The organism is Shigella flexneri 2a str. 301 (assembly GCF_000006925.2).
Lineage (GTDB): Bacteria > Pseudomonadota > Gammaproteobacteria > Enterobacterales > Enterobacteriaceae > ECMA0423.
In genome coordinates, this window is the sequence record NC_004337.2 from 3,716,619 (window position 1) to 3,740,273 (window position 23,655).

At 51.4% G+C, this 23,655-nt stretch carries 20 protein-coding genes, 2 pseudogenes and 4 other annotated features; of the genes and pseudogenes, 12 read left to right on the plus strand and 10 right to left on the minus strand.

The features are described 5' to 3' along the window. The first annotated feature begins 22 nt into the window (after nucleotides 1-22). Nucleotides 23-1,201 (plus strand) — a sequence feature (Similar to Escherichia coli K12 regulator of xyl operon gi: 1789993 (393 aa). BLAST with identity of 99% in 393 aa. This CDS contains an in-frame stop codon. The sequence has been checked and is believed to be correct.). Further along, nucleotides 23-1,201 (plus strand): annotated as a pseudogene (xylR, locus tag SF3613). It overlaps the preceding feature by 1,179 nt. A 107-nt stretch (nucleotides 1,202-1,308) precedes the next feature. Here the strand turns inward: xylR and bax are convergent. After that, nucleotides 1,309-2,133: a hypothetical protein gene (gene bax / locus SF3614; RefSeq protein NP_709355.1), complete on the minus strand. Its 825-nt coding sequence runs from the start codon at nucleotides 2,131-2,133 to the stop codon at nucleotides 1,309-1,311. A 319-nt stretch (nucleotides 2,134-2,452) separates the two neighbouring features. Here bax and malS point away from each other — a divergent pair, with 319 nt between their 5' ends. Both malS and avtA read left to right on the plus strand, forming a co-directional pair. Beyond that, nucleotides 2,453-4,483 carry an alpha-amylase gene (gene malS / locus SF3615; RefSeq protein ID NP_709356.1) on the plus strand — a complete coding sequence of 677 codons (2,031 nt, stop codon included), beginning with the start codon at nucleotides 2,453-2,455 and terminating at the stop codon, nucleotides 4,481-4,483. Between the two features lie 177 nt (nucleotides 4,484-4,660). Then, entirely contained in the window at nucleotides 4,661-5,914 is a 1,254-nt protein-coding gene (gene avtA / locus SF3616; RefSeq protein ID NP_709357.2) for a valine--pyruvate transaminase, read from the plus strand. A 150-nt stretch (nucleotides 5,915-6,064) separates the two neighbouring features. Here the strand turns inward: avtA and yiaI are convergent, their stop codons facing one another. Beyond that, nucleotides 6,065-6,538: a hypothetical protein gene (gene yiaI, locus SF3617; RefSeq protein ID NP_709358.2), complete on the minus strand. Its 474-nt coding sequence runs from the start codon at nucleotides 6,536-6,538 to the stop codon at nucleotides 6,065-6,067. Between the two features lie 101 nt (nucleotides 6,539-6,639). Continuing rightward, nucleotides 6,640-7,488 carry a regulator gene (yiaJ, locus tag SF3618; protein ID NP_709359.1) on the minus strand — a complete coding sequence of 283 codons (849 nt, stop codon included), beginning with the start codon at nucleotides 7,486-7,488 and terminating at the stop codon, nucleotides 6,640-6,642. A 199-nt stretch (nucleotides 7,489-7,687) separates the two neighbouring features. On the opposite strand from yiaJ, the gene yiaK reads away from it, so the two are divergent. The 8 genes and pseudogenes from yiaK to SF3625a all read left to right on the plus strand — a co-directional run bounded on the left by yiaK (nucleotide 7,688) and on the right by SF3625a (nucleotide 12,432). Beyond that, nucleotides 7,688-8,686, plus strand: a complete 999-nt coding sequence (yiaK, locus tag SF3619) for a 2,3-diketo-L-gulonate reductase (protein NP_709360.1) — start codon at nucleotides 7,688-7,690, stop codon at nucleotides 8,684-8,686. Between the two features lie 159 nt (nucleotides 8,687-8,845). Continuing rightward, nucleotides 8,846-9,613: a mobile genetic element, on the plus strand. Then, nucleotides 8,901-9,176: an insertion element IS1 protein InsA gene (gene insA / locus SF3620; protein NP_709361.1), complete on the plus strand. Its 276-nt coding sequence runs from the start codon at nucleotides 8,901-8,903 to the stop codon at nucleotides 9,174-9,176. It overlaps the preceding feature by 276 nt. Then, complete coding sequence (gene insB, locus SF3621) at nucleotides 9,203-9,598, plus strand: insertion element IS1 protein InsB (protein ID NP_709362.1); 396 nt, start codon at nucleotides 9,203-9,205, stop codon at nucleotides 9,596-9,598. (Lies within the feature at nucleotides 8,846-9,613.) Beyond that, nucleotides 9,613-9,929, plus strand: a sequence feature (Similar to Escherichia coli K12 conserved hypothetical protein gi: 1790002 (158 aa). BLAST with identity of 99% in 106 aa. This CDS has been truncated. The sequence has been checked and is believed to be correct.). Beyond that, a pseudogene (gene yiaM / locus SF3622) lies at nucleotides 9,613-9,929 on the plus strand. (Overlaps the previous feature by 317 nt.) Before the next feature lie 2 nt (nucleotides 9,930-9,931). After that, on the plus strand, nucleotides 9,932-11,224 hold the full coding sequence (locus SF3623; protein NP_709363.1) for an L-dehydroascorbate transporter large permease: 1,293 nt from the start codon (nucleotides 9,932-9,934) through the stop codon (nucleotides 11,222-11,224). Then, nucleotides 11,203-11,970 (plus strand) — a mobile genetic element. Its footprint overlaps the gene before it by 22 nt. Continuing rightward, nucleotides 11,258-11,533 carry an insertion element IS1 protein InsA gene (gene insA / locus SF3624; RefSeq protein NP_709364.1) on the plus strand — a complete coding sequence of 92 codons (276 nt, stop codon included), beginning with the start codon at nucleotides 11,258-11,260 and terminating at the stop codon, nucleotides 11,531-11,533. (Overlaps the previous feature by 276 nt.) Next, nucleotides 11,560-11,955, plus strand: a complete 396-nt coding sequence (gene insB / locus SF3625) for an insertion element IS1 protein InsB (RefSeq protein ID NP_709365.1) — start codon at nucleotides 11,560-11,562, stop codon at nucleotides 11,953-11,955. It lies within the feature at nucleotides 11,203-11,970. A 249-nt stretch (nucleotides 11,971-12,219) precedes the next feature. Next, entirely contained in the window at nucleotides 12,220-12,432 is a 213-nt protein-coding gene (locus tag SF3625a; protein YP_008439290.1) for a membrane protein, read from the plus strand. Between the two features lie 218 nt (nucleotides 12,433-12,650). Here the strand turns inward: SF3625a and aldB are convergent, their stop codons facing one another. From aldB to yibI, 7 genes are all read right to left on the minus strand, one after another. Then, the gene (aldB, locus tag SF3626) at nucleotides 12,651-14,279 is read right to left on the minus strand and encodes an aldehyde dehydrogenase (RefSeq protein NP_709366.2); all 1,629 of its coding nucleotides are present in this window, start codon (nucleotides 14,277-14,279) and stop codon (nucleotides 12,651-12,653) included. A gap of 74 nt (nucleotides 14,280-14,353) precedes the next feature. After that, entirely contained in the window at nucleotides 14,354-15,505 is a 1,152-nt protein-coding gene (gene yiaY, locus SF3627) for an alcohol dehydrogenase (RefSeq protein NP_709367.1), read from the minus strand. Between the two features lie 189 nt (nucleotides 15,506-15,694). Further along, nucleotides 15,695-17,539 carry a selenocysteinyl-tRNA-specific translation factor gene (selB, locus tag SF3628; RefSeq protein ID NP_709368.1) on the minus strand — a complete coding sequence of 615 codons (1,845 nt, stop codon included), beginning with the start codon at nucleotides 17,537-17,539 and terminating at the stop codon, nucleotides 15,695-15,697. Then, nucleotides 17,536-18,927 (minus strand): selenocysteine synthase, encoded by a 1,392-nt coding sequence (gene selA, locus SF3629; RefSeq protein NP_709369.1) that lies wholly within the window; start codon nucleotides 18,925-18,927, stop codon nucleotides 17,536-17,538. The genes selB and selA overlap by 4 nt, the downstream gene beginning before the upstream one ends. Before the next feature lie 97 nt (nucleotides 18,928-19,024). Further along, a complete protein-coding gene (gene yibF / locus SF3630; RefSeq protein ID NP_709370.1) occupies nucleotides 19,025-19,633 on the minus strand; it encodes a glutathione S-transferase in 609 nt (202 codons plus the stop codon). A gap of 70 nt (nucleotides 19,634-19,703) precedes the next feature. After that, a complete protein-coding gene (gene yibH / locus SF3631; protein ID NP_709371.1) occupies nucleotides 19,704-20,789 on the minus strand; it encodes a hypothetical protein in 1,086 nt (361 codons plus the stop codon). Nucleotides 20,790-20,791: 2 nt separating this feature from the next. Further along, on the minus strand, nucleotides 20,792-21,154 hold the full coding sequence (gene yibI, locus SF3632; RefSeq protein NP_709372.1) for a hypothetical protein: 363 nt from the start codon (nucleotides 21,152-21,154) through the stop codon (nucleotides 20,792-20,794). Between the two features lie 536 nt (nucleotides 21,155-21,690). On the opposite strand from yibI, the gene mtlA reads away from it, so the two are divergent. Then, a complete protein-coding gene (gene mtlA / locus SF3633; RefSeq protein ID NP_709373.1) occupies nucleotides 21,691-23,604 on the plus strand; it encodes a PTS system mannitol-specific transporter subunit IICBA in 1,914 nt (637 codons plus the stop codon). Nucleotides 23,605-23,655 lie beyond the last annotated feature (51 nt).

Genomic DNA, 23,655 nt, shown 5'->3' on the forward strand with positions numbered 1-23,655 from the left:
ATGATTCAGCAGGAAAAGAACCATGTTTACTAAACGTCACCGCATCACATTACTGTTCAATGCCAATAAAGCCTATGACCGGCAGGTAGTAGAAGGCGTAGGGGAATATTTACAGGCATCACAATCAGAATGGGATATTTTCATTGAAGAAGATTTCCGCGCCCGCATTGATAAAATCAAGGACTGGTTAGGAGATGTCGTCATTGCCGACTTCGACGACAAACAGATCGAGCAAGCGCTGGCTGATGTCGACGTCCCCATTGTTGGGGTTGGCGGCTCGTATCACCTTGCAGAAAGTTACCCACCCGTTCATTACATTGCCACCGATAACTATGCGCTGGTTGAAAGCGCATTTTTGCATTTAAAAGAGAAAGGCGTTAACCGCTTTGCTTTTTATGGTCTTCCGGAATCAAGCGGCAAACGTTGGGCCACTGAACGCGAATATGCATTTCGTCAGCTTGTCGCCGAAGAAAAGTATCGCGGAGTGGTTTATCAGGGGTTAGAAACCGCGCCAGAGAACTGGCAACACGCGCAAAATCGGCTGGCAGACTGACTACAAACGCTGCCACCGCAAACCGGGATTATTGCCGTTACTGACGCCCGAGCGCGGCATATTCTGCAAGTATGTGAACATCTACATATTCCCGTACCGGAAAAATTATGCGTGATTGGCATCGATAACGAAGAACTGACCCGCTATCTGTCGCGTGTCGCCCTTTCTTCGGTCGCTCAGGGCGCGCGGCAAATGGGCTATCAGGCGGCAAAACTGTTGCATCGATTATTAGATAAAGAAGAAATGCCGCTACAGCGAATTTTGGTCCCACCAGTTCGCGTCATTGAACGGCGCTCAACAGATTATCGCTCGCTGACCGATCCCGCCGTTATTCAGGCCATGCATTACATTCGTAATCACGCCTGTAAAGGGATTAAAGTGGATCAGGTACTGGATGCGGTCGGGATCTCGCGCTCCAATCTTGAGAAGCGTTTTAAAGAAGAGGTGGGTGAAACCATCCATGCAATGATTCATGCCGAGAAGCTGGAGAAAGCGCGCAGTCTGCTGATTTCAACCACCTTGTCGATCAATGAGATATCGCAAATGTGCGGTTATCCATCGCTGCAATATTTCTACTCTGTTTTTAAAAAAGCATATGACACAACGCCAAAAGAGTATCGCGATGTAAATAGCGAGGTCATGTTGTAGCGATGATGAGAATTGTCGGCGTCACATCAGGGAACTCAGCACAGCCACCTGATGCGAGCAAAAGCCTTATCCGACCGACAAATCAGATAAGGCTCGAGGAAATGAAATTACATATGCGCCGCGATTAACCGTTGGTTATCCTGGTACATTGCGAACAGGTAGTTGTTATAACTCTTCCCTTTGGTCGAGTAGCCCTTCAGCTTGTGAATCATCGCTGTGGCAGTCACTTCCTGATCCGCTTTACGCAGCTGTGCACGCGATTTACGGAACGAAGAGTAAGCCGGGTGCGTATTCAGGTTAGTGACATAGGCGCTCACCGATTCTTTGACAGAACTAAACTGTGAGTACCCTTTCACTTTACCCGGCGCATTGGTACAACGTCCTTTCATGCATTTCATGCCGAACAGATTGTTATTGTTGCGCGCCAGCTTCGACGTTCCCCAACCGCTTTCTGCTGCAGCCATCGTCGCCACCATACTGGTAGGGATAATGTCTACGCGTTCAAGCAAGGTATTCCACGGGATTTTTCGCGTATTACCAGACCACTTCACCTTGTAGCGTTTGGCGATGTCTTTCAGACGCGCACGCTCAGCAGGTGCCCATTGGCCCTGATACTGTTTTGAAATCAGCCAGTTACGTTCTGCAGTAATGGCTGCATTTTGGCTGGTAATGTAAGGCATTACGGTCCGGAGAAACGCCTTTTTCCTTGGTGTTCCGGAAGGGTATTTTCGCAAATCAGGAAGTGAACTACTCTTTGCACTATTGCGAGAATACTCTTGTTTACTGCTTACCTGTTTATTACTAGCTTTAGTTAAGTGGGACTTTTGACTCGCTGTTGTTGTGTGCGTCTTCGCTAACACCTCACTCGAAAACACCAGAGTGAGTAACATAAGAATCATCGCCCCATATCGTCGTATGGGAGTCAAAATCATCAGGTCTCCTGGTCGGATTTAATCATTCCAACACCTTATATTTTTCACAAATTTGAGAGTTGAATCTCAAATCATATCAAAAATAGCTGTCAAGAGCACCCCAAGGAATAGTCCAAATCTGAAACTATGTCACGAGTTAACGATTCAGATTGGCGCTAAATCGCAGAAAATGTGGGGGTTATCGCAAAATTCAGCCGTTTTTTGCGCGCGATCGCTCACCCTTGCTTCTCATCCTGTGGACTTACCGCTCAGGGATGAGTTTTGTCTGGCTTATCGCTGGCAAACTGTCTGAAATCGCAGCAATAAGGACTCATCCACCATGAAACTCGCCGCCTGTTTTCTGACACTCCTTCCTGGCTTCGCCGTTGCCGCCAGCTGGACTTCTCCGGGGTTCCCTGCCTTTAGCGAACAGGGAACGGGAACATTTGTCAGCCACGCGCAGTTGCCCAAAGGTACGCGTCCACTCACGCTAAATTTTGACCAACAGTGCTGGCAGCCTGCAGATGCGATAAAACTCAATCAGATGCTTTCCCTGCAACCTTGTAGCAACACGCCGCCTCAATGGCGATTGTTCAGGGACGGCAAATATACGCTGCAAATAGACACCCGCTCCGGTACGCCAACATTGATGATTTCCATCCAGAACGCCGCCGAACCGGTAGCAAACCTGGTCCGTGAATGCCCGAAATGGGATGGATTACCGCTCACGCTGGATGTCAGCGCCACTTTCCCGGAAGGAGCCGCCGTACGGGATTATTACAGCCAACAAATTGCGATAGTGAAGAACGGTCAAATAACGTTACAACCCGCTGCTACCAGCAACGGTTTACTCCTGCTGGAACGGGCAGAAACTGACACATCCGCCCCTTTCGACTGGCATAACGCCACGGTTTACTTTGTGCTGACAGATCGTTTCGAAAACGGCGATCCCAGTAATGACCAGAGTTACGGACGTCATAAAGACGGTATGGCGGAAATTGGCACTTTTCACGGCGGCGATTTACGCGGCCTGACCAACAAACTGGATTACCTCCAGCAGTTGGGCGTTAATGCTTTATGGATAAGCGCCCCATTTGAGCAAATTCACGGCTGGGTCGGCGGTGGTACAAAAGGCGATTTCCCGCATTATGCCTACCACGGTTATTACACACAGGACTGGACGAATCTTGATGCCAATATGGGCAACGAAGCCGATCTACGGACGCTGGTTGATAGCGCACATCAGCGCGGTATTCGTATTCTCTTTGATGTCGTGATGAACCACACCAGCTATGCCACGCTGGCGGATATGCAGGAGTATCAGTTTGGCGCGTTATATCTTTCTGGTGACGAAGTGAAAAAAACGCTGGGTGAACGCTGGAGCGACTGGAAACCTGCCGCCGGACAAACCTGGCATAGCTTTAACGATTACATTAATTTCAGCGACAAAACAGGCTGGGATAAATGGTGGGGAAAAAACTGGATCAGAACGGATATCGGCGATTACGACAATCCTGGATTCGACGATCTCACTATGTCGCTGGCCTTTTTGCCGGATATCAAAACCGAATCAACTACCGCTTCTGGTCTGCCGGTGTTCTATAAAAACAAAACGGATACTCACGCTAAAGTCATCGAAGGCTTTACACCTCGCGATTACTTAACCCACTGGTTAAGTCAGTGGGTCCGCGACTATGGGATTGATGGTTTTCGGGTCGATACCGCCAAACATGTTGAGTTGCCCGCCTGGCAGCAACTGAAAACCGAAGCCAGCTCCGCGCTTCGCGAATGGAAAAAAACTAACCCCGACAAAGCATTAGATGACAAACCTTTCTGGATGACCGGTGAAGCCTGGGGCCACGGCGTGATGCAAAGTGACTACTATCGCCACGGCTTCGATGCGATGATCAATTTCGATTATCAGGAGCAGGCGGCGAAAGCAGTCGATTGTCTGGCGCAGATGGATACGACCTGGCAGCAAATGGCGGAGAAATTGCAGGGTTTCAACGTGTTGAGCTACCTCTCGTCGCATGATACCCGTCTGTTCCGTGAAGGGGGCGACAAAGCAGCAGAGTTATTACTATTAGCGCCAGGCGCGGTACAAATCTTTTATGGCGATGAATCCTCGCGTCCGTTCGGTCCTACAGGTTCTGATCCGCTGCAAGGTACACGTTCGGATATGAACTGGCAGGATGTTAGCGGTAAATCTGCCGCCAACGTCGCGCACTGGCAGAAAATCAGCCAGTTCCGCGCCCGCCATCCCGCAATTGGCGCGGGCAAACAAACGACACTTTCGCTGAAGCAGGGCTACGGCTTTGTTCGTGAGCATGGCGACGATAAAGTGCTGGTCATCTGGGCTGGGCAACAGTGACTTTTCCGGCTTCCCGTTCGTCAGTACCTCGGGAAGCCGCCAACCAGGATAAAATGTCAGCCCTAATCAGCGTTGCGGGATAAAGCACCGCTCACTCTTCAACAGACCGATTTGCACCCCAGCAAATGTAGCGTTATTGTTACCTTCCTTGCTACAGAGTTCGACAGATATCCCGCTATGACATTCTCCCTTTTTGGTGACAAATTTACCCGCCACTCCGGCATTACGCTGCTGATGGAAGATCTGAACGACGGTTTACGCACGCCTGGCGCGATTATGCTCGGCGGCGGTAATCCGGCGCAGATCCCGGAAATGCAGGACTACTTCCAGACGCTACTGACCGACATGCTGGAAAGTGGCAAAGCGACTGATGCACTGTGTAACTACGACGGTCCACAGGGGAAAACGGAGCTACTCACACTGCTTGCCGGAATGCTGCGCGAGAAGTTGGGTTGGGATATCGAACCACAGAATATTGCACTAACAAACGGCAGCCAGAGCGCGTTTTTCTACTTATTTAACCTGTTTGCCGGACGCCGTGCCGATGGTCGGGTCAAAAAAGTGCTGTTCCCGCTGGCACCGGAATACATTGGCTACGCTGACGCCGGACTGGAAGAAGATCTGTTTGTCTCTGCGCGTCCGAATATTGAACTGCTGCCGGAAGGCCAGTTTAAATACCACGTCGATTTTGAGCATCTGCATATTGGCGAAGAAACCGGGATGATTTGCGTCTCCCGGCCGACGAATCCAACAGGTAATGTGATTACTGACGAAGAGTTGCTGAAGCTTGACGCGCTGGCGAATCAACACGGCATTCCGCTGGTGATTGATAACGCTTATGGCGTCCCGTTCCCGGGTATCATCTTCAGTGAAGGGCGCCCGCTATGGAATCCGAATATCGTACTGTGCATGAGTCTTTCCAAGCTGGGGCTGCCTGGCTCCCGCTGCGGCATTATCATCGCCAATGAAAAAATCATCACTGCCATCACCAATATGAACGGCATTATCAGCCTGGCACCTGGCGGTATTGGTCCGGCGATGATGTGTGAAATGATTAAGCGTAACGATCTGCTGCGCCTGTCTGAAACAGTCATCAAACCGTTTTACTACCAGCGTGTTCAGGAAACTATCGCCATCATTCGCCGCTATTTACCGGAAAATCGCTGCCTGATTCATAAACCGGAAGGAGCCATTTTCCTCTGGCTATGGTTTAAGGATTTGCCCATTACGACCGAGCAGCTCTATCAGCGCCTGAAAGCACGCGGCGTGCTGATGGTGCCGGGGCACAACTTCTTCCCGGGACTGGATAAACCGTGGCCGCATACGCATCAATGTATGCGCATGAACTACGTACCAGAGCCGGAGAAAATTGAGGCGGGGGTGAAGATTCTGGCGGAAGAGATAGAAAGAGCCTGGGCTGAAAGTCACTAAAAATTGCCTGATGCGCTACGCTTATCAGGCCTACATGATTTCTGCAATATATTGAATTTGGAAGAATTTGTAGGCCGGATAAGGCGTTTACGCCGCATCTGGCATAAACAAAGCGCACTATTCCGGCGTTGAGAAACGCCGGAAAACGTTTCAAACAGGCTGCTGCTGTAGCCGATGCCGCTGCACTTTCTCGACATCCATGCACTGCAACGCCTTTGTCGGGCAGGCTTCAACACAGGCCGGCCCCGTCTCCCGATGCCAGCACAGATCGCACTTAATCGCCCTCGCCTTTTTGCGCGAAGAAACGACCTCCATCGCACCAAACGGGCAAGCCAGCATACAGCTTTTACAGCCAATGCAACGTGTTTGTTCAACGAAAATATGCCCATGTTCGCGGCTTATCGCGTCAACAGGGCAGACATTCGCGCACGGTGCATCTTCACACTGATGACAGGCTACTGGCGTGGTCCAGCTGTGGTCTTTAATGACACGAATACGGGAAATAAACTCGTCTGGTGACAACGCAGCGCAATCCTGATTCTCCTGATGCGACACTGCGCAAGCCACTTCACAGGTACGGCAACCGATACATTTCGTCGCATCCGCAATAATAAACCGGTTCATGATCATTCCTTTGCACTAAAACAGCAGAGTGCCAGAGAGCGCGTCCCTACTGCTTTGATCCAACGAAGGAAATGTTAAAGTTTTGGCACTTGTCCAAAGCGTTATGTGATCGCGCCCAGGTCATCCCTGACAGTAAATCCCAGTTCATTAGAAATAGCCTGCGCGGTTTCACGCAGTGGTTTCAGGAGATTTTTCTCTCCCACCTGTTTCAGACGTGATGTCGAAAGCGAAATCGACACGGCGTACGGCACCCGCCCATGAATATCAAACACCGGAACAGCAATACAGGAGACGCCGAGTTCGTTTTCTTCTCTGTCCATCGCCGCTCCGCTTTCACGAATGTGCGCCAGTTCGTCGAACATCGCGGGCAGCTCGGTAATGGTATTGCGGGTTAACGGCTGGATCTCATGCTGATGGTTTTCCCAGTATGACTTCACGTAGTCCGGGTGACCAAACGCCATGTAGATCTTGCCCATTGCGGAACAGTAGAGCGGCATATGCTGGCCAATATAGGCACGGGTTCGCAGCATCCCGGTTGTGGGTTCCAGCTTATAAATCAAAATAGCGTGATCGTCTTCGCGGCTGGAGAAGTTAATGGTTTCACCAGTGGCGATGTTCAGTGCCTCAAGATGCGGAGCGGCGATATGAATGATATTCAGCGAAGACAGCGCCTTCTGCCCGACGGCAATAAATTTGGTAGTCAGGCGGTAACTCCCTGCGGCGGGCGCGGTGGTCACATAGCCGCAGGACTGTAATCCCTGCAATAAGCGATGGACGGTACTCTTATTTAAACCAGCCAGCTCCGAAAGATGCGCCAACGGACAACCGTTTGGATAGTTGCTCAAAATCTCAATCAGCATCAACCCGCGAAACAGACTCTGGCTTCCGGCTGGACGCTCTTTTTCCTGCGCCATCTCGTTCTCTTTTTTTCCCATCACTTCTTTCCCCATTTTGTCGCGTCCTGATGGTAGCGCAAAGTGTGCCGTAGTTCACGATCTCGACAGATAATTTATAACCACTTGATTTTTATGTCTTTTGAAATTCATCAATCAGATTGCTTTGTTAAAAAGTGATCGATATATTTGAAATCTAGTTCCGCATATTGAAATTTTAAGCCAAAAAAGCGATCAAAAAACAAGGAAGCCTAGGATGAAAGTGACATTTGAGCAGTTAAAAGCAGCCTTTAATCGGGTCTTAATTTCACGCGGCGTTGACAGCGAAACGGCTGACGCCTGTGCAGAGATGTTCGCCCGCACCACCGAATCCGGCGTTTATTCTCACGGCGTTAATCGTTTCCCTCGTTTCATTCAACAACTGGAAAACGGCGATATCATTCCTGATGCCCAACCCAAACGTATAACCAGCCTCGGCGCAATTGAACAGTGGGATGCCCAGCGTTCGATCGGCAACCTGACGGCGAAAAAGATGATGGATCGCGCCATTGAACTGGCTGCCGATCACGGTATTGGTCTGGTGGCACTTCGTAATGCCAACCACTGGATGCGCGGCGGCAGCTACGGCTGGCAGGCGGCGGAAAAAGGCTATATTGGCATTTGCTGGACCAACTCCATCGCCGTAATGCCGCCGTGGGGCGCAAAAGAGTGTCGCATCGGCACTAACCCGCTGATCGTCGCCATTCCTTCCACGCCGATCACCATGGTCGATATGTCGATGTCGATGTTCTCTTACGGCATGTTAGAAGTTAACCGCCTGGCAGGCCGTCAGCTCCCGGTCGATGGTGGCTTTGATGATGAGGGCAATTTGACCAAAGAACCTGGCGTTATCGAGAAGAATCGCCGCATTTTGCCGATGGGCTACTGGAAAGGTTCTGGCATGTCGATTGTGCTGGATATGATCGCTACTCTCCTTTCCGACGGCGCATCGGTTGCCGAAGTCACCCAGGACAACAGCGACGAATACGGCATTTCACAAATTTTTATTGCCATTGAAGTGGACAAGCTTATCGACGGTCCCACCCGCGATGCCAAGCTGCAACGTATCATGGATTACGTTACTACCGCTGAACGCGCTGACGAAAACCAGGCCATCCGCTTACCCGGCCACGAATTTACTACCCTGCTGGCCGAAAACCGCCGTAACGGCATCACTGTTGATGACAGCGTGTGGGCCAAAATCCAGGCGTTATGAGGAGATAAGTCATGATTTTTGGACATATCGCGCAGCCCAATCCGTGCCGTTTGCCCGCCGCCATTGAAAAGGCGCTCGATTTTCTGCGCGCTACCAACTTCAACGTCCTGGAGCCGGGCGTTGTCGAAATCGACGGCAAGAATATTTATGCGCAAATTAGGTAATGCTGCCAACTTACTGATTTAGTGTATGATGGTGATTTTAAGGTGCTTGCGTGGCTTCCATTTCCATCAGATGTCCTTCCTGCTCCGCTACTGAAGGCGTGGTGCGTAACAGCAAAAGCACTGCCGGACATCAGCGCTATCTCTGCTCTCATTGCCGTAAAACATGGCAACTACAGTTCACTTACACCGCCTCTCAGCCCGGTAAGCACCAGAAAATCATTGATATGGCCATGAATGGCGTCGGATGTCGCGCCAGTGCACGCATTATGGGCGTTGGCCTCAACACGGTTTTACGTCACTTAAAAAACTCAGGCCGCAGTCGGTAACCTCGCGCATACAACCGGGCAGTGATGTGATTGTCTGCGCTGAAATGGACGAACATTGGGGCTACGTCGGTGCTAAATCACGTCAGCGCTGGCTGTTTTACGCGTATGACAGGATACGGAGGACGGTTGTGGCGCACGTCTTCGGTGAACGCACTCTGGCCACACTGGAGCGTCTTCTGAGCCTGCTGTCGGCCTTTGAGGTCGTGGTATGGATGACGGATGGCTGGCCGCTGTATGAATCACGCCTGAAGGGAAAGCTGCACGTTATCAGCAAGCGTTACACTCAGCGCATTGAGCGACATAATCTGAATCTGAGACAACATCTGGCAAGGCTGGTACGGAAGTCACTGTCGTTCTCAAAATCGGTGGAGCTGCATGACAAGGTCATCGGGCATTATCTGAACATAAAACACTATCAGTAAGTTGGAGTCATTACCGATTGTGGCTTTTATGGATAACGCCCACGTTCAGGTCACCTTTCTGGTGGAGAAACTCTCCCCCGCATGGCAACGACGAGTCGCTCTGGTTACCCATTCCTTAATCTTATTTATTTGTGGCGCACTGGCCTGGGGCGCAACGCTAAAAACAATTCAGGACTGGAGCGATTATTCACCGATCCTCGGTTTGCCCATCGGCCTGATGTATGCCGCTTGTCTGCCCACCAGCCTCGTTATCGCATTCTTTGAACTGCGTCATTTATATCAACTCATCACGCGTAGCAATTCTCTAACGTCGCCACCGCAAGGAGCTTAATCATGGCTGTGCTGATTTTTCTGGGCTGTCTGTTGGGTGGTATTGCTATCGGTTTGCCTATTGCCTGGGCACTGTTGTTGTGCGGGGCGGCGTTAATGTTCTGGCTGGACATGTTTGATGTCCAGATCATGGCACAAACGCTGGTGAACGGAGCCGATAGCTTCTCCCTCCTGGCGATTCCGTTCTTTGTGCTGGCGGGTGAAATCATGAATGCGGGCGGCTTGTTAAAACGCATTGTTGACCTGCCGATGAAACTGGTGGGGCATAAACCAGGCGGGCTGGGCTACGTCGGCGTGCTGGCAGCTATGATTATGGCGAGCCTTTCTGGTTCTGCCGTTGCGGATACCGCCGCCGTTGCCGCTCTACTGGTGCCGATGATGCGCAGCGCCAACTACCCGGTCAACCGGGCGGCGGGGCTGATTGCCTCTGGCGGCATTATCGCGCCAATTATTCCCCCTTCCATTCCGTTTATTATCTTCGGTGTTTCCAGCGGATTATCCATCAGTAAGCTGTTTATGGCGGGCATTGCCCCTGGCATAATGATGGGCGCAACGCTGATGCTTACCTGGTGGCGGCAGGCCAGTCGCCTTAATTTACCCCGCCAGCAAAAAGCAACGATGCAGGAAATCTGGCACTCTTTTGTCTCCGGTATCTGGGCGCTGTTTCTTCCAGTCATCATTATTGGCGGGTTTCGCTCCGGTCTGTTTACCCCTACCGAAGCCGGGGCCGTTGCTGCTTTCTATGCGCTGTTTGTCGCCACAGTTATTTACCGTGAAATGACCTTCGCCACACTTTGGCATGTACTCATTGGCGCGGCGAAAACCACCTCAGTGGTTATGTTTCTGGTGGCCTCGGCACAAGTTTCCGCCTGGCTGATTACCATTGCTGAACTGCCGATGATGGTTTCTGATTTACTGCAACCGTTGGTCGATTCACCGCGTCTGCTGTTTATCGTCATTATGGTGGCTATCCTGATTGTCGGCATGGTCATGGATTTAACGCCGACGGTATTAATTCTTACCCCGGTATTAATGCCTTTAGTTAAAGAGGCAGGAATCGATCCGATTTATTTCGGTGTCATGTTTATCATTAACTGCTCAATCGGCTTAATTACACCGCCTATCGGTAATGTACTTAACGTTATTTCAGGGGTGGCAAAACTCAAATTCGATGATGCAGTCAGAGGCGTTTTCCCTTACGTCCTGGTTTTATATTCATTATTAGTCGTATTTGTTTTTATTCCCGATCTCATCATCCTCCCTTTGAAATGGATGGTAATGCTGCCAACTTACTGATTTAGTGTATGATGGTGATTTTAAGGTGCTTGCGTGGCTTCCATTTCCATCAGATGTCCTTCCTGCTCCGCTACTGAAGGCGTGGTGCGTAACGGCAAAAGCACTGCCGGACATCAGCGCTATCTCTGCTCTCATTGCCGTAAAACATGGCAACTACAGTTCACTTACACCGCCTCTCAGCCCGGTACGCACCAGAAAATCATTGATATGGCCATGAATGGCGTCGGATGTCGTGCCAGTGCACGCATTATGGGCGTTGGCCTCAACACGGTTTTACGTCACTTAAAAAACTCAGGCCGCAGTCGGTAACCTCGCGCATACAACCGGGCAGTGATGTGATTGTCTGCGCTGAAATGGACGAACATTGGGGCTACGTCGGTGCTAAATCACGTCAGCGCTGGCTGTTTTACGCGTATGACAGGATACGGAGGACGGTTGTGGCGCACGTCTTCGGTGAACGCACTCTGGCCACACTGGAGCGTCTTCTGAGCCTGCTGTCGGCCTTTGAGGTCGTGGTATGGATGACGGATGGCTGGCCGCTGTATGAGTCACGCCTGAAGGGAAAGCTGCACGTTATCAGCAAGCGTTACACTCAGCGCATTGAGCGACATAATCTGAATCTGAGACAACATCTGGCAAGGCTGGGACGGAAGTCACTGTCGTTCTCAAAATCGGTGGAGCTGCATGACAAGGTCATCGGGCATTATCTGAACATAAAACACTATCAGTAAGTTGGAGTCATTACCCATGAATGGCGTCGGCATGAGGATGATTACGTTTTTTAGCAATCAGGTAGGGAATATCATGTAAAATAATAATCCCATAGAATATCACCAGAAATACAAAAATAAGCACTCCCAGTGCAAAATAGTCCAGGAACATATTTCCCTCAAAGAATATAAAAAAGAACAATTAACGCATATTATGAAATGCCATGATGCAGTGCAATTTCCTTATTTATATAACGACATATTGTTTTTTATATACTTTCTGAAATGTGCTGTCTGGTTTTTCAACAGGACGAGGTTTATCATATTGAAATAGTGGAACTATTGGCCAAACTAATGAATAACTCCAGTAAAACATCCACAGTACAGATTAAGCGTATTAAACCTTCAATTATCTACCGTTTATTGCTGATTGGCCTCGGATCACCAATGGTGATTTACGGCCTGGTTCGCCCGCTCACCATCGAAACGCGAGATTAAACTCCTGACAAAACACGCCCCAGAAACGCACTTCTGTTGGCGTAGTCTGGGTTATTGCGCACGTAGGTTTAAAACGTAAATTGTAACAACGTGCGCTTTGTTTATGCCGGATGCGGCGTGTACGCCTTATCCGGCCTACGGTCAGGTTCCCGTAGGCATGATAAGACGCGTAAGCGTCGCATCAGGCAATGAATACCCAATGCGACCAGCTTCTTATATCAGAACAGCCCCAACGGTTTATCCGAGTAGCTCACCAGCAGGCACTTGGTTTGCTGGTAATGCTCCAGCATCATCTTGTGGGTTTCGCGACCGATACCTGATTGTTTGTAGCCACCAAACGCAGCATGTGCCGGGTAAGCGTGATAACAGTTGGTCCACACGCGCCCAGCCTGTATGCCGCGCCCCATCTTATAGGCCAGATTACCGTTGCGGCTCCAGACGCCCGCGCCCAGGCCATATTGCGTATCGTTCGCCAGCTCCAGCGCTTCTTCCATCGTTTTGAAGGTGGTCACCGCCAGCACCGGGCCAAAAATCTCCTCCTGGAACACCCGCATATTGTTCTGACCAAACAGAATCGTCGGTTCGAGGTAGTAGCCGTCTTTCAGTTCACCTTCCAGCAGCTTGCGCCGCCCGCCTGTGAGCACGTCAGCGCCCTCTTTTTTACCGATATCAATGTAGTTGAGGATGGTTTCCAGTTGCCCGTGAGAAACCTGCGCGCCCATTTGCGTCACGCTGTCGAGCGGGTTACCGCTGCGAATGCTTTCGACACGGCGGATGGCGCGTTCCATAAAGCGTTCGTAGATTGACTCCTGCACTAAGGCACGACTCGGACAGGTGCAAACTTCGCCCTGGTTAAAGGCAAACAGTGCAAAGCCTTCCAGCGCTTTATCGAAAAAGGCATCTTCTTCATCCATCACATCAGCAAAGAAGATATTTGGCGACTTACCGCCCAACTCCAGCGTCACCGGAATAATGTTTTGCGTTGCGTATTGCATAATTTGTTGGCCCACTTCCGTTGAGCCGGTAAACGCCACTTTGGCGATGCGTTTCGAGGTCGCCAGATATTCGCCAATTTCCCCACCTGCGCCATTGACCACGTTCACCACGCCCGGCGGCAGTAAATCACCGACAATTTCCATTAGCAGCAGTACAGAAAGCGGGGTAAGACGTGCGGGTTTCAGCACCACACAGTTGCCCGCCGCCAGCGCGGGAGCCATTTTCCAGCTCGCCATCAGCAGCGGGAAGTTCCACGGGATAATCTGCCCCACCACGCCTAACGGTTCATGGAAATGATAGGCCACGGTTTCGCTATCAACTTCACTGATCCCACCTTCCTGCGCCCGAATACACGAGGCGAAATAGCGGAAATGGTCAATCGCCAGCGGTACATCCGCAGCACTGGTTTCGCGAATGGGTTTGCCGTTATCCCAGGTTTCAGCTGTCGCTAACAGCTCGAGGTTTTGTTCCATTCGATCGGCAATCTTAAACAGAATCGCCGCGCGATCCTGCACCGAGGTGTGCGCCCATTTATCTTTCACTTTGTGCGCAGCATCCAGCGCCAGATCGATGTCTCGTTTGCCCGAAGACGCCACTTCGCACAGCAGCTGCCCGGTCACCGGCGTCAGATTCTGGTAATACTCACCATCGGCAGGGGCTACCCATTCACCGCCAATAAAGTTGTCGTAGCGGGCTTTTAACTTGATGGGGAAACCATACTCGCCGGGCTTAATCTGTGCTGAAGGGGGATTATTGGTCATGATCGTCTCCTTGCGGTGTGAGGTATAACAAGGGTAGACGTGACTGGCGAAATCTTCGCCAGTCGGTAACAGCTTTACGACAGCTATCACGAATTTACGGGCAAGGATTACAGAGATAGTTGAAAAAGCGGCTGACAATTTGCCAGCCGTTGTTGGAATGATGATTACATTGCGGCGCGATAAATCACCACAATTTCTTCGTGAGTTGCCTGGATCGGGTTAGTAAAGCCACAGGCATCTTTCAGGGCATTAGTCGCCAGAACCGCGAAATCTTCTTCTTTCACGTTCAGGTCGCGTAGGCCTGCCGGGATATCCACTTTCTTCGCCAGTTCACGGATGGCGTTAATGCAGGCTTCAGCACCTTCCGCGTCGTTTTTACCTGTCACGTTCACGCCCATTGCAGCGGCACAGTCACGCAGACGTGCAGCGGCGACTTTGCTGTTGAATACCTGAACATGCGGCAGCAGAACGGCGTTACATACACCGTGTGGCAGGTTGTAGAAACCGCCCAGCTGGTGCGCCATCGCATGAACATAACCCAGAGAAGCATTATTGAACGCCATACCGGCAAGGAACTGGGCATAAGCCATTGCTTCACGCGCTTTCGCATTACTGCCATCTTCAACGGCTAACGGCAGGTTTTCGGCAATCATGGTCACGGCTTTCAGTGCACAAGCGTCAGTGATCGGCGTGGCGGCAATAGAAACATACGCTTCGATAGCGTGCGTTAAGGCATCCATACCCGTTGCGGCGGTCAGTGACTTCGGCATACCAATCATCAGAGAGGAGTCATTGACAGAAAGCAGCGGAGTCACGTGCTTATCAACAATCGCCATTTTGTTATGACGCGCTTCGTCAGTGATGATGCAGAAACGGGTCATTTCAGAGGCCGTACCCGCCGTGGTATTGATGGCGATCATCGGCAGCTGCGGTTTTGCAGAGCGGTCAACGCCTTCGTAATCGCGAATATCGCCGCCATTGGCTGCCACCAGCGCAATACCTTTTGCGCAGTCGTGTGGAGAACCACCGCCTAAGGAGATCACGCTATCGCAATTATTTTCTTTAAGTAATTTCAAACCTGCGGCGACGTTTTCCGTGGTGGGGTTAGGTTGGGTGCCATCATAAATAACGCTAAAAATATTGCGTTCTTCCAGTGCTTTTTGCACATCACCCGCCATACCTAATTTCGTTAACATATTGTCAGTGACAATTAAGGTACGGGTAAATCCATAATCTGCCATCATATTCATTGCATCAGTCAATGAATCAGCGCCGATGACATTCACAGAAGGAATAAAGAAAGTTGAAGATGCCATAACACACTCCTGAAAGTGTAAAAAAGGGTGGGCAGCTTACTGAGGATTTTCATTCGAAAACATGATCATTATTATTAATTATCAAAATTAATCTAATAAAAAGCACATTGTATTCATTAAACAATGTGCTTTATTTAAAATCATAAGAAATTTGTATTAATTTATTTTAAAAATTAATTAATCATTTCCTTATTTTTCCGGAAATAATAATGCGTCGCGCAATAAATGATCATTTCCACGACGACGCGTAAAGCCAATGCGGTCAAAATATTCCAGAATCTGAATTGCCAGCTTTCGGCCTACGCCTAAGCGATCGCGGAAATCCGCCGCGCAGGTTGAACCACACTCCTGATCGAGATCGCGGATCATATTGGCAAATTCGACAATCCGATCGTTACGGTAATAACGATCTTTGACGATCGCGGTAATTATTCCTTGCTGCGCCGCCTGGCGTAGCGTCAGGCGCATTGCCTGCTCGTCGGTACCCGTCTCTTTTGCCAGATCACGCACCCACCACGGCTCGTCACCAAACAGCGGCTCTGCTTTTTGCCAGATGGCCTGCTGCTCTTCGCTGAAGCCCGCTTTGTGATCCGGCAGATGCAGCCAACCGTGATGACTGAGGATGTCGCCGCTTTCGCGCATCTTTTCAATCAGCAACAGTACTAGCGCTTCATCTTCCATTGGCAACGCCATACGTCGCAGACGTTCGCGCCCAGGCCCAGGTTCATCGCGATGTTGCTCATGATAAGTCGCTAATGTGTCGAGAATTTTCCGTTGCCAGCGAGCGGCAACCGGCGCATTCAACAAGCTATAACCAGCCTGAATATAGCCAGGCTGTTGCAGCAGTTCGCGCATCCCTTCGCCGTTGAGCTGGCGCGCCCAAGCGAAATCAGGAAGATTAACCGCGCCGCGTTGCAGGTGATCGGCTAACGCTTCGCTATCATTCTGTGCCCTGGCGAGGGAAGCCAGCCATTGCAGATACTCTGGTTTACGTTTACCGCGACGCGGCGGGTTAAGCATCACGACGCGCGCTCCGGCCAGCGTGTTGCGGGCAGAGATATCGCGCAATACCAGGCGGTCGTTATCTGCCAGCCATAACGGGGTGTCGAAGACCAGTTCAGCAAGGTTATCTTCCAGCAGTGAAACGCGTCCCGTGACGTGGCTGGCGGCGTGGTGAATATGCAGCGGCTGCCACTGGGTCAGCGGTGCATGGGTTTGAAGCTCGACAATCACCCGTGTGAACGGCTCTGGCGGCACATCGGCAAGCAGCCAGTCGCCACGGTTAATCTGCTCTTTTTCCGCATCACCCGCGATGTCAAGCGCGATACGCTGCCCGGCATTGGCGGTTTCTGTTGGCTGGTTTTGCGCATGCAGCGCACGTACACGCATCGGTTTATTTACACCAGTCAGCCAGAGTGAATCGCCTACCTTCACTTCCCCGCTTAACGCCGTACCGGTGACGACCAGCCCGGCACCTTTTACGGTAAATGCGCGGTCAATCGCGAGGCGGAAACTATGTTGGCTGGCGTGCTCGCGTTCCGGCAACTGAAGCAGATGCTCGCGCAGGGCATCAATTCCCCGACCTTCGGTTGCTGCGGTGATAAACAGTTTTGCCTCAGCAAAACCGTATTCCCGCAGAACCTCCTTTACCTGGCGTTCAACCTCATCAACACGCGCTTCGTCCACGCGATCGGCTTTGGTCAGCGCCACTGTCAGCATCGGGTTACCGGTCAGCTGCAAAATCGCCAGATGCTCACGGGTCTGTGCCATCACGCCGTCATCGCACGCCACCACCAACAGCGCGTGATCGATACCACCAACGCCCGCCAGCATGTTGGAAAGAAACTTTTCATGACCGGGAACGTCGATAAAACCAGGCACGCGACCATCCGGCTGCGGCCAGTAGGCATAGCCGAGATCGATGGTCATGCCGCGCTTTTTTTCTTCCGGCAGACGGTCAGCATTTACGCCAGTAATCGCCTGCAATAAGGTTGTTTTGCCGTGGTCAACGTGTCCGGCAGTCGCAATAATCATTTCAACAACATCTCCAAAAACCGTTGCTCATCTTCAAGGCAGCGTAAATCCAGCCACAATCGTCCGTCATAAATACGACCAATCACCGGCACTGGCAATTCACGCCAGCGGGCGGCTAATGACTCAAGGTGGCTACCGCGTCCATCATGGGGTGTAAACGTTAATGCCGCGCTCGGCAGGCGATCAACCGGCAGCGAACCACTGCCAATCTGCGAAAGACATGGCATAACCTGTACCGCAAACTCCGCGCCGTAATGTGCGACAAGGGGAGCCTGTAAACGTTGTGCCTGGATTTGAATGACCTCTGCGCTGCGGGTAAGCAGGCGCAGGGTCGGTAATTTTTCACTCAGAGCTTCAGGGTGTAAATAAAGACGCAACGTGGCTTCCAGCGCCGCGAGGGTCATTTTATCCGCGCGTAATGCACGCTTCAGCGGGTGGCTTTGCAGGCGGGCGATCATCTCTTTTTTACCAACGATAATCCCGGCCTGCGGCCCGCCTAACAACTTGTCGCCGGAGAAGCTCACCAGACTGACGCCCGCCGCAATCAACTCCTGCGGCATTGGCTCTTTCGGCAAACCGTACTGGCTAAGATCGACCAGCGAGCCACTGCCTAAATCAGTCACCACTGGAACATCCAGCTCTTTGCCGAGCGCCACCAGTTCAGCTTCGTCTATCGCTTTGGTGAACCCCTGAATGCTGTAGTTACTGGTATGTACTTTCATCAACAGTGCGGTATTTTCATTCACCGCCTGACGATAATCATTCGCGTGCGTGCGGTTGGTGGTCCCTACTTCGTGTAGGGTGCAGCCTGCCTGACGCATAACATCGGGAATACGAAACGCGCCGCCAATCTCCACCAGTTCGCCGCGAGATACCACCACCTCTTTCCCGCTGGCAGTGGCCGCCAACATCAATAACACCGCCGCCGCATTGTTATTGACGATACAGGCATCTTCCGCCCCCGTAATACGGCACAGCAGCTGCGCCAGCGCCCGATCGCGATGTCCGCGTCCGGCGTCGTCCAGATCGTACTCGAGGGTCACTGGCGAACGCATAGCCTGCGCAACGGCTTCCACCGCGGCTTCCGCCTGTAAAGCTCGCCCAAGGTTGGTATGCAGCACGGTTCCCGTCAGGTTGATCACCGGACGCAGCGCGCTCTGCGCCTCTTTCGTCAACCGGGCATCGACTTCTTGCGCCCAGTTTTCACACCACGCAGGCAGCGTCTGGCTGCCACGAATCACTTCTCGCGCTTCGTCGAGCATCTGACGCAACAATTCCACCACGCGGGTGTGACCATAAGTATCACGCAAAGAAAGGAAGGAGCTATCGCGCAATAAGCGATCAATAGCCGGAAGTTGACTATAGAGGGAACGCGTTTCGGTTGTCATAGGAAACCTGGCTGATCAAGGCCCTCTCACACGGAGAAGGGCGTTTAACATAACCACGGATTGTAACGTGAGATGGGTCAGGAGGACATATCGCGCATCAAGCCTTTGGCGGTTCGGTGCGAGCAAAACTTTCGCGGCTAAACAGGTTTTCGACCAGTTTGACTAAGTGTGGGCGGTCGACACACCAACCTGGCGCAACGCGGCGGAAATTGAGATATCCGACAGCACAGGCAATGGCGATAGTCGCCAGATTGACCGTATCGGTTTTGAGTGTGCCATCGACCAGATATCCTTCCAGCACATCCAGACTGCGGTTGATTTTCTCCCGCTGGCGTAACAATTCATCTTCAGACTGCTGCGCCGCCGGACGCGCCTGTTCACGCACCGATACCAGCCCGGCATCCATAATGCCATCCGCCAGCGCCTCAATTTTGCGCACCCGCAACGACTCCAGCGGATCGCGCGGCAACATCGCCGGAGCGACATTCATTAACTCAATATATTCAGCGATGATCGGCGAATCAAACCAGCATTCGCCCTCTTCGGTCACCAGCACCGGCACTTTCCCTAACGGGTTAAATTGCGCCACGCCGTTATCCGCGTTATAGGGCAGTTCATTAATAAATTCGAAAGTTATGCCCTTTTCTAACAACAGAATAAAAAGTTTGCGTACAAACGGGCTGGTGTAGCTACCGACGAGTTTCATGCCGAGTCCTTTGTGCGAGGAAAAATATCAGTATGGCTCAGGCTCACGCAAAACACAGGTGATATAAGTCTCAATGATCCAAATAAAGATAATGCATCCAACTGGTCATTCTTAGCAGCACTTTCCGCATCACCGAAACATGGCTGAAATGGTCGGAGTAAACCGCCACCTGGGCGTAGATGCCGTCGGGTAAGGCATCGATATCATCGTTAGGGTCCAGTTCAATGGTTCCCAGCACACCGTCCGTGCCGGGAACGACCGTTAATGATTGCAATACCCCCTGCGCCTGATAAGAACCGCCTGGCACGACAGGTAAAATACTAGTCAATTTGCCGTGGAACACCTGCCCAGGTAGCGCGTTAAACACCACTTCCGCATCATCGCCAGGTTTCAGACGTAACAGCGAGTTTTGCCGAAATTGGGCGACAATTTGCCGTTTTTGCTCGGGGATGAAGACCATCACCGGACGCAGCGGCAAGGCAGCTGCGTATGTACCTGGGCGGATCAGTACCTGAGTGACGTAGCCATTGCTTGGTGCGCGAATGACAGTCTGCTCAAGATTATATTTTGCTTCAGTAAGTTGCGCTCTTAAGCTCACAATCTGCGATTGCTCGCCGTTGACCATACTGTCGAGCTGACTCTGGATCTGCGCCTGCTCCGCCACCGAGCCTTTCACTAACGCATCCTGCGCGAGGAAATTTTGCCGCGCATCGTCGATGTCACGTTCCGAGAACGGATTCACCGCCGCCTGGCTGCCTTTCAGGTAACGTTGATAATTTTTAAACAGACGGTCGCGCTCCGCTGAAACCTGGGTGGTGTTGGCCTGCGCTTCAGTGAGCTGCGCACGCAGCGTCTTTATATTATGCGTCGCCGTCATCAGGTCAGCCTGAAGTCTGTCAACTCGCGCCTGGTAACGAACCGGGTCGAGCTTAAAAAGCACCTCGCCCTTTTGAATAAGCTGATTATTCTTGTCAGTGACTTCAGTAACAATTCCCGTCACCTGTGGCGTGATAGGGATCGCTATCACTGCCTTTTGCGCGGTAAAAGTGTAAGGGTGGTTGTAGTTCATCAACAAAATCAAACCACTCACCAGAAACACGCCTCCCAGCGCCGCCGTCGCCAGCGCCACGTAAGTTAAAACAATCAATAGATCCATAATTAGATCTCCGGGAACGTGGAATAGTCAGTCTTTTTCTCGGCGGCGAGTTGATGCTCCAGCCGGGAAATTCGGTCAGAAAGTGCGGCGATTTCCGGTTCAGTCGCTTTCTCCTGCGACGCAACATGTGACTGCATACCCCAGCCACGCTCCGGTTGATAGAGCGTCGCCCAGATCCACAGAAACGGCCAGATAACATGCAGAGTAAACAGGCTCACCCAGCCCGCCGTATGAATAGCGTCGGCATGGGGGTGATTGCGCTTTTTGGCAATCAGATAAGGGATGTCATGTATCGCGATGATTCCATAAAAAATCACCAGAAAGACGAAGATCAGCACTCCCAACGCGAAATAGTTTAGAAACATATCTGCCTCGGATTCACGTTTATCAGTGTTGTTTTTTGGCTGGCAGCCAGAAGGGAGTCAGGCTGATATTTTGACAATAATCCGGGTTCGCGATTCTCGCCATAACACCAAAGAATAATTTTTAGAGGTGATGAGTTGCTTAGTTACATAACGATTGTATGACGAAGGCATAACATGCTGTAGATCACATCAGGTGAACGCCGTAAGAAAATATCTTGTGATTCAGATCACAAAGATTCAACAAACCATCAAAACAAAAATGTGACATTACTCACATTTAAATGCCATTTTTAGCGAAAATCACCGCCTTGTTTCTTTTTTATACAGGCGTTTTGTGATGAGCGTCACGTCAATTACCTCTCTACCCCCTATATTTATGTGACTGATATCACACAAAAGCCCGTCGACTGGACAGTTAACCGATTCAGTGCCAGATTTCGCAGTATCTACAAGGTCCGGCTACCTCTGCCGCCACATTAACAAAAAACCTCGGGCTTCCAGCCTGCGCGACAGCAAACATAAGAAGGGGTGTTTTTATGTCATCCGATATTAAGATCAAAGTGCAAAGCTTTGGTCGTTTCCTCAGCAACATGGTGATGCCAAATATCGGCGCGTTTATCGCGTGGGGTATCATCACCGCGTTATTTATTCCAACAGGGTGGTTACCGAACGAGACGCTGGCGAAGCTGGTCGGGCCGATGATCACTTATCTCCTACCGCTGCTGATCGGTTATACCGGTGGTAAGCTGGTAGGCGGCAAACGTGGTGGCGTAGTCGGTGCCATTACCACCATGGGCGTTATCGTCGGCGCAGACATGCCGATGTTCCTCGGTTCTATGATTGCAGGTCCGCTGGGCGGCTGGTGCATTAAGCACTTCGACCGCTGGGTAGACGGTAAGATCAAATCCGGTTTTGAGATGCTGGTGAATAACTTCTCCGCAGGCATCATCGGGATGATCCTCGCTATTCTGGCATTCCTCGGCATTGGCCCGATTGTTGAAGCCCTGTCCAAAATGCTGGCTGCGGGCGTTAACTTCATGGTTGTCCATGACATGCTGCCGCTGGCGTCTATCTTTGTTGAACCGGCGAAAATCCTGTTCCTCAACAACGCCATTAACCACGGTATCTTCTCGCCGCTGGGTATTCAGCAGTCCCATGAACTGGGTAAATCAATCTTCTTCCTGATTGAAGCTAACCCAGGTCCAGGTATGGGCGTGCTGCTGGCGTACATGTTCTTTGGTCGTGGTAGCGCTAAACAGTCTGCGGGCGGTGCGGCAATCATCCACTTCCTGGGTGGTATCCACGAAATCTACTTCCCGTATGTGCTGATGAATCCGCGTCTGATCCTCGCAGTCATCCTCGGCGGTATGACTGGCGTGTTCACGCTGACTATCCTGGGCGGTGGTCTGGTTTCTCCGGCATCTCCGGGTTCTATCCTTGCTGTACTGGCGATGACACCAAAAGGTGCTTATTTCGCTAACATCGCGGGTGTGTGTGCGGCGATGGCTGTCTCCTTCGTTGTCTCTGCTATTTTGCTGAAAACCAGCAAAGTGAAAGAAGAAGATGATATTGAAGCAGCAACTCGTCGTATGCAGGACATGAAAGCTGAGTCTAAAGGCACATCTCCGCTATCTGCGGGCGATGTGACTAACGACCTGAGCCACGTACGTAAAATCATCGTTGCCTGTGACGCCGGTATGGGTTCAAGTGCGATGGGCGCAGGCGTGCTGCGTAAGAAAATTCAGGATGCAGGTCTGTCGCAGATTTCGGTCACTAACAGCGCGATCAACAACCTGCCGCCAGATGTGGACCTCGTCATCACTCACCGTGACCTGACCGAACGCGCTATGCGCCAGGTTCCGCAGGCACAGCATATTTCGCTGACCAACTTCCTCGACAGCGGCCTGTACACCAGCCTAACCGAACGTCTCGTTGCTGCCCAGCGCCATACTGAAAACGAAGTGAAAGTGAAAGACAGTCTGAAAGACAGCTTTGACGATTCCAGTGCTAACCTGTTCAAACTGGGCGCGGAGAACATCTTCCTCGGTCGCAAAGCAGCAACCAAAGAAGAAGCGATTCGTTTTGCTGGCGAGCAGCTGGTGAAAGGCGGTTACGTTGAGCCGGAATACGTTCAGGCGATGCTGGATCGTGAAAAACTGACCCCGACTTATCTGGGTGAGTCTATCGCGGTGCCACACGGTACGGTTGAAGCGAAAGATCGCGTACTGAAAACGGGCGTGGTGTTCTGCCAGTACCCGGAAGGCGTGCGCTTCGGTGAAGAAGAAGATGACATTGCCCGTCTGGTGATTGGTATTGCAGCCCGTAACAACGAGCACATTCAGGTTATCACCAGCCTGACCAATGCACTGGATGATGAGTCCGTCATCGAGCGTCTGGCACACACCACCAGCGTGGATGAAGTGCTGGAACTGCTGGCAGGTCGTAAGTAATCCAATCCTACCCTCTCCTCACGGAGAGGGTTTGGGTGAGGGAAAAGCCTC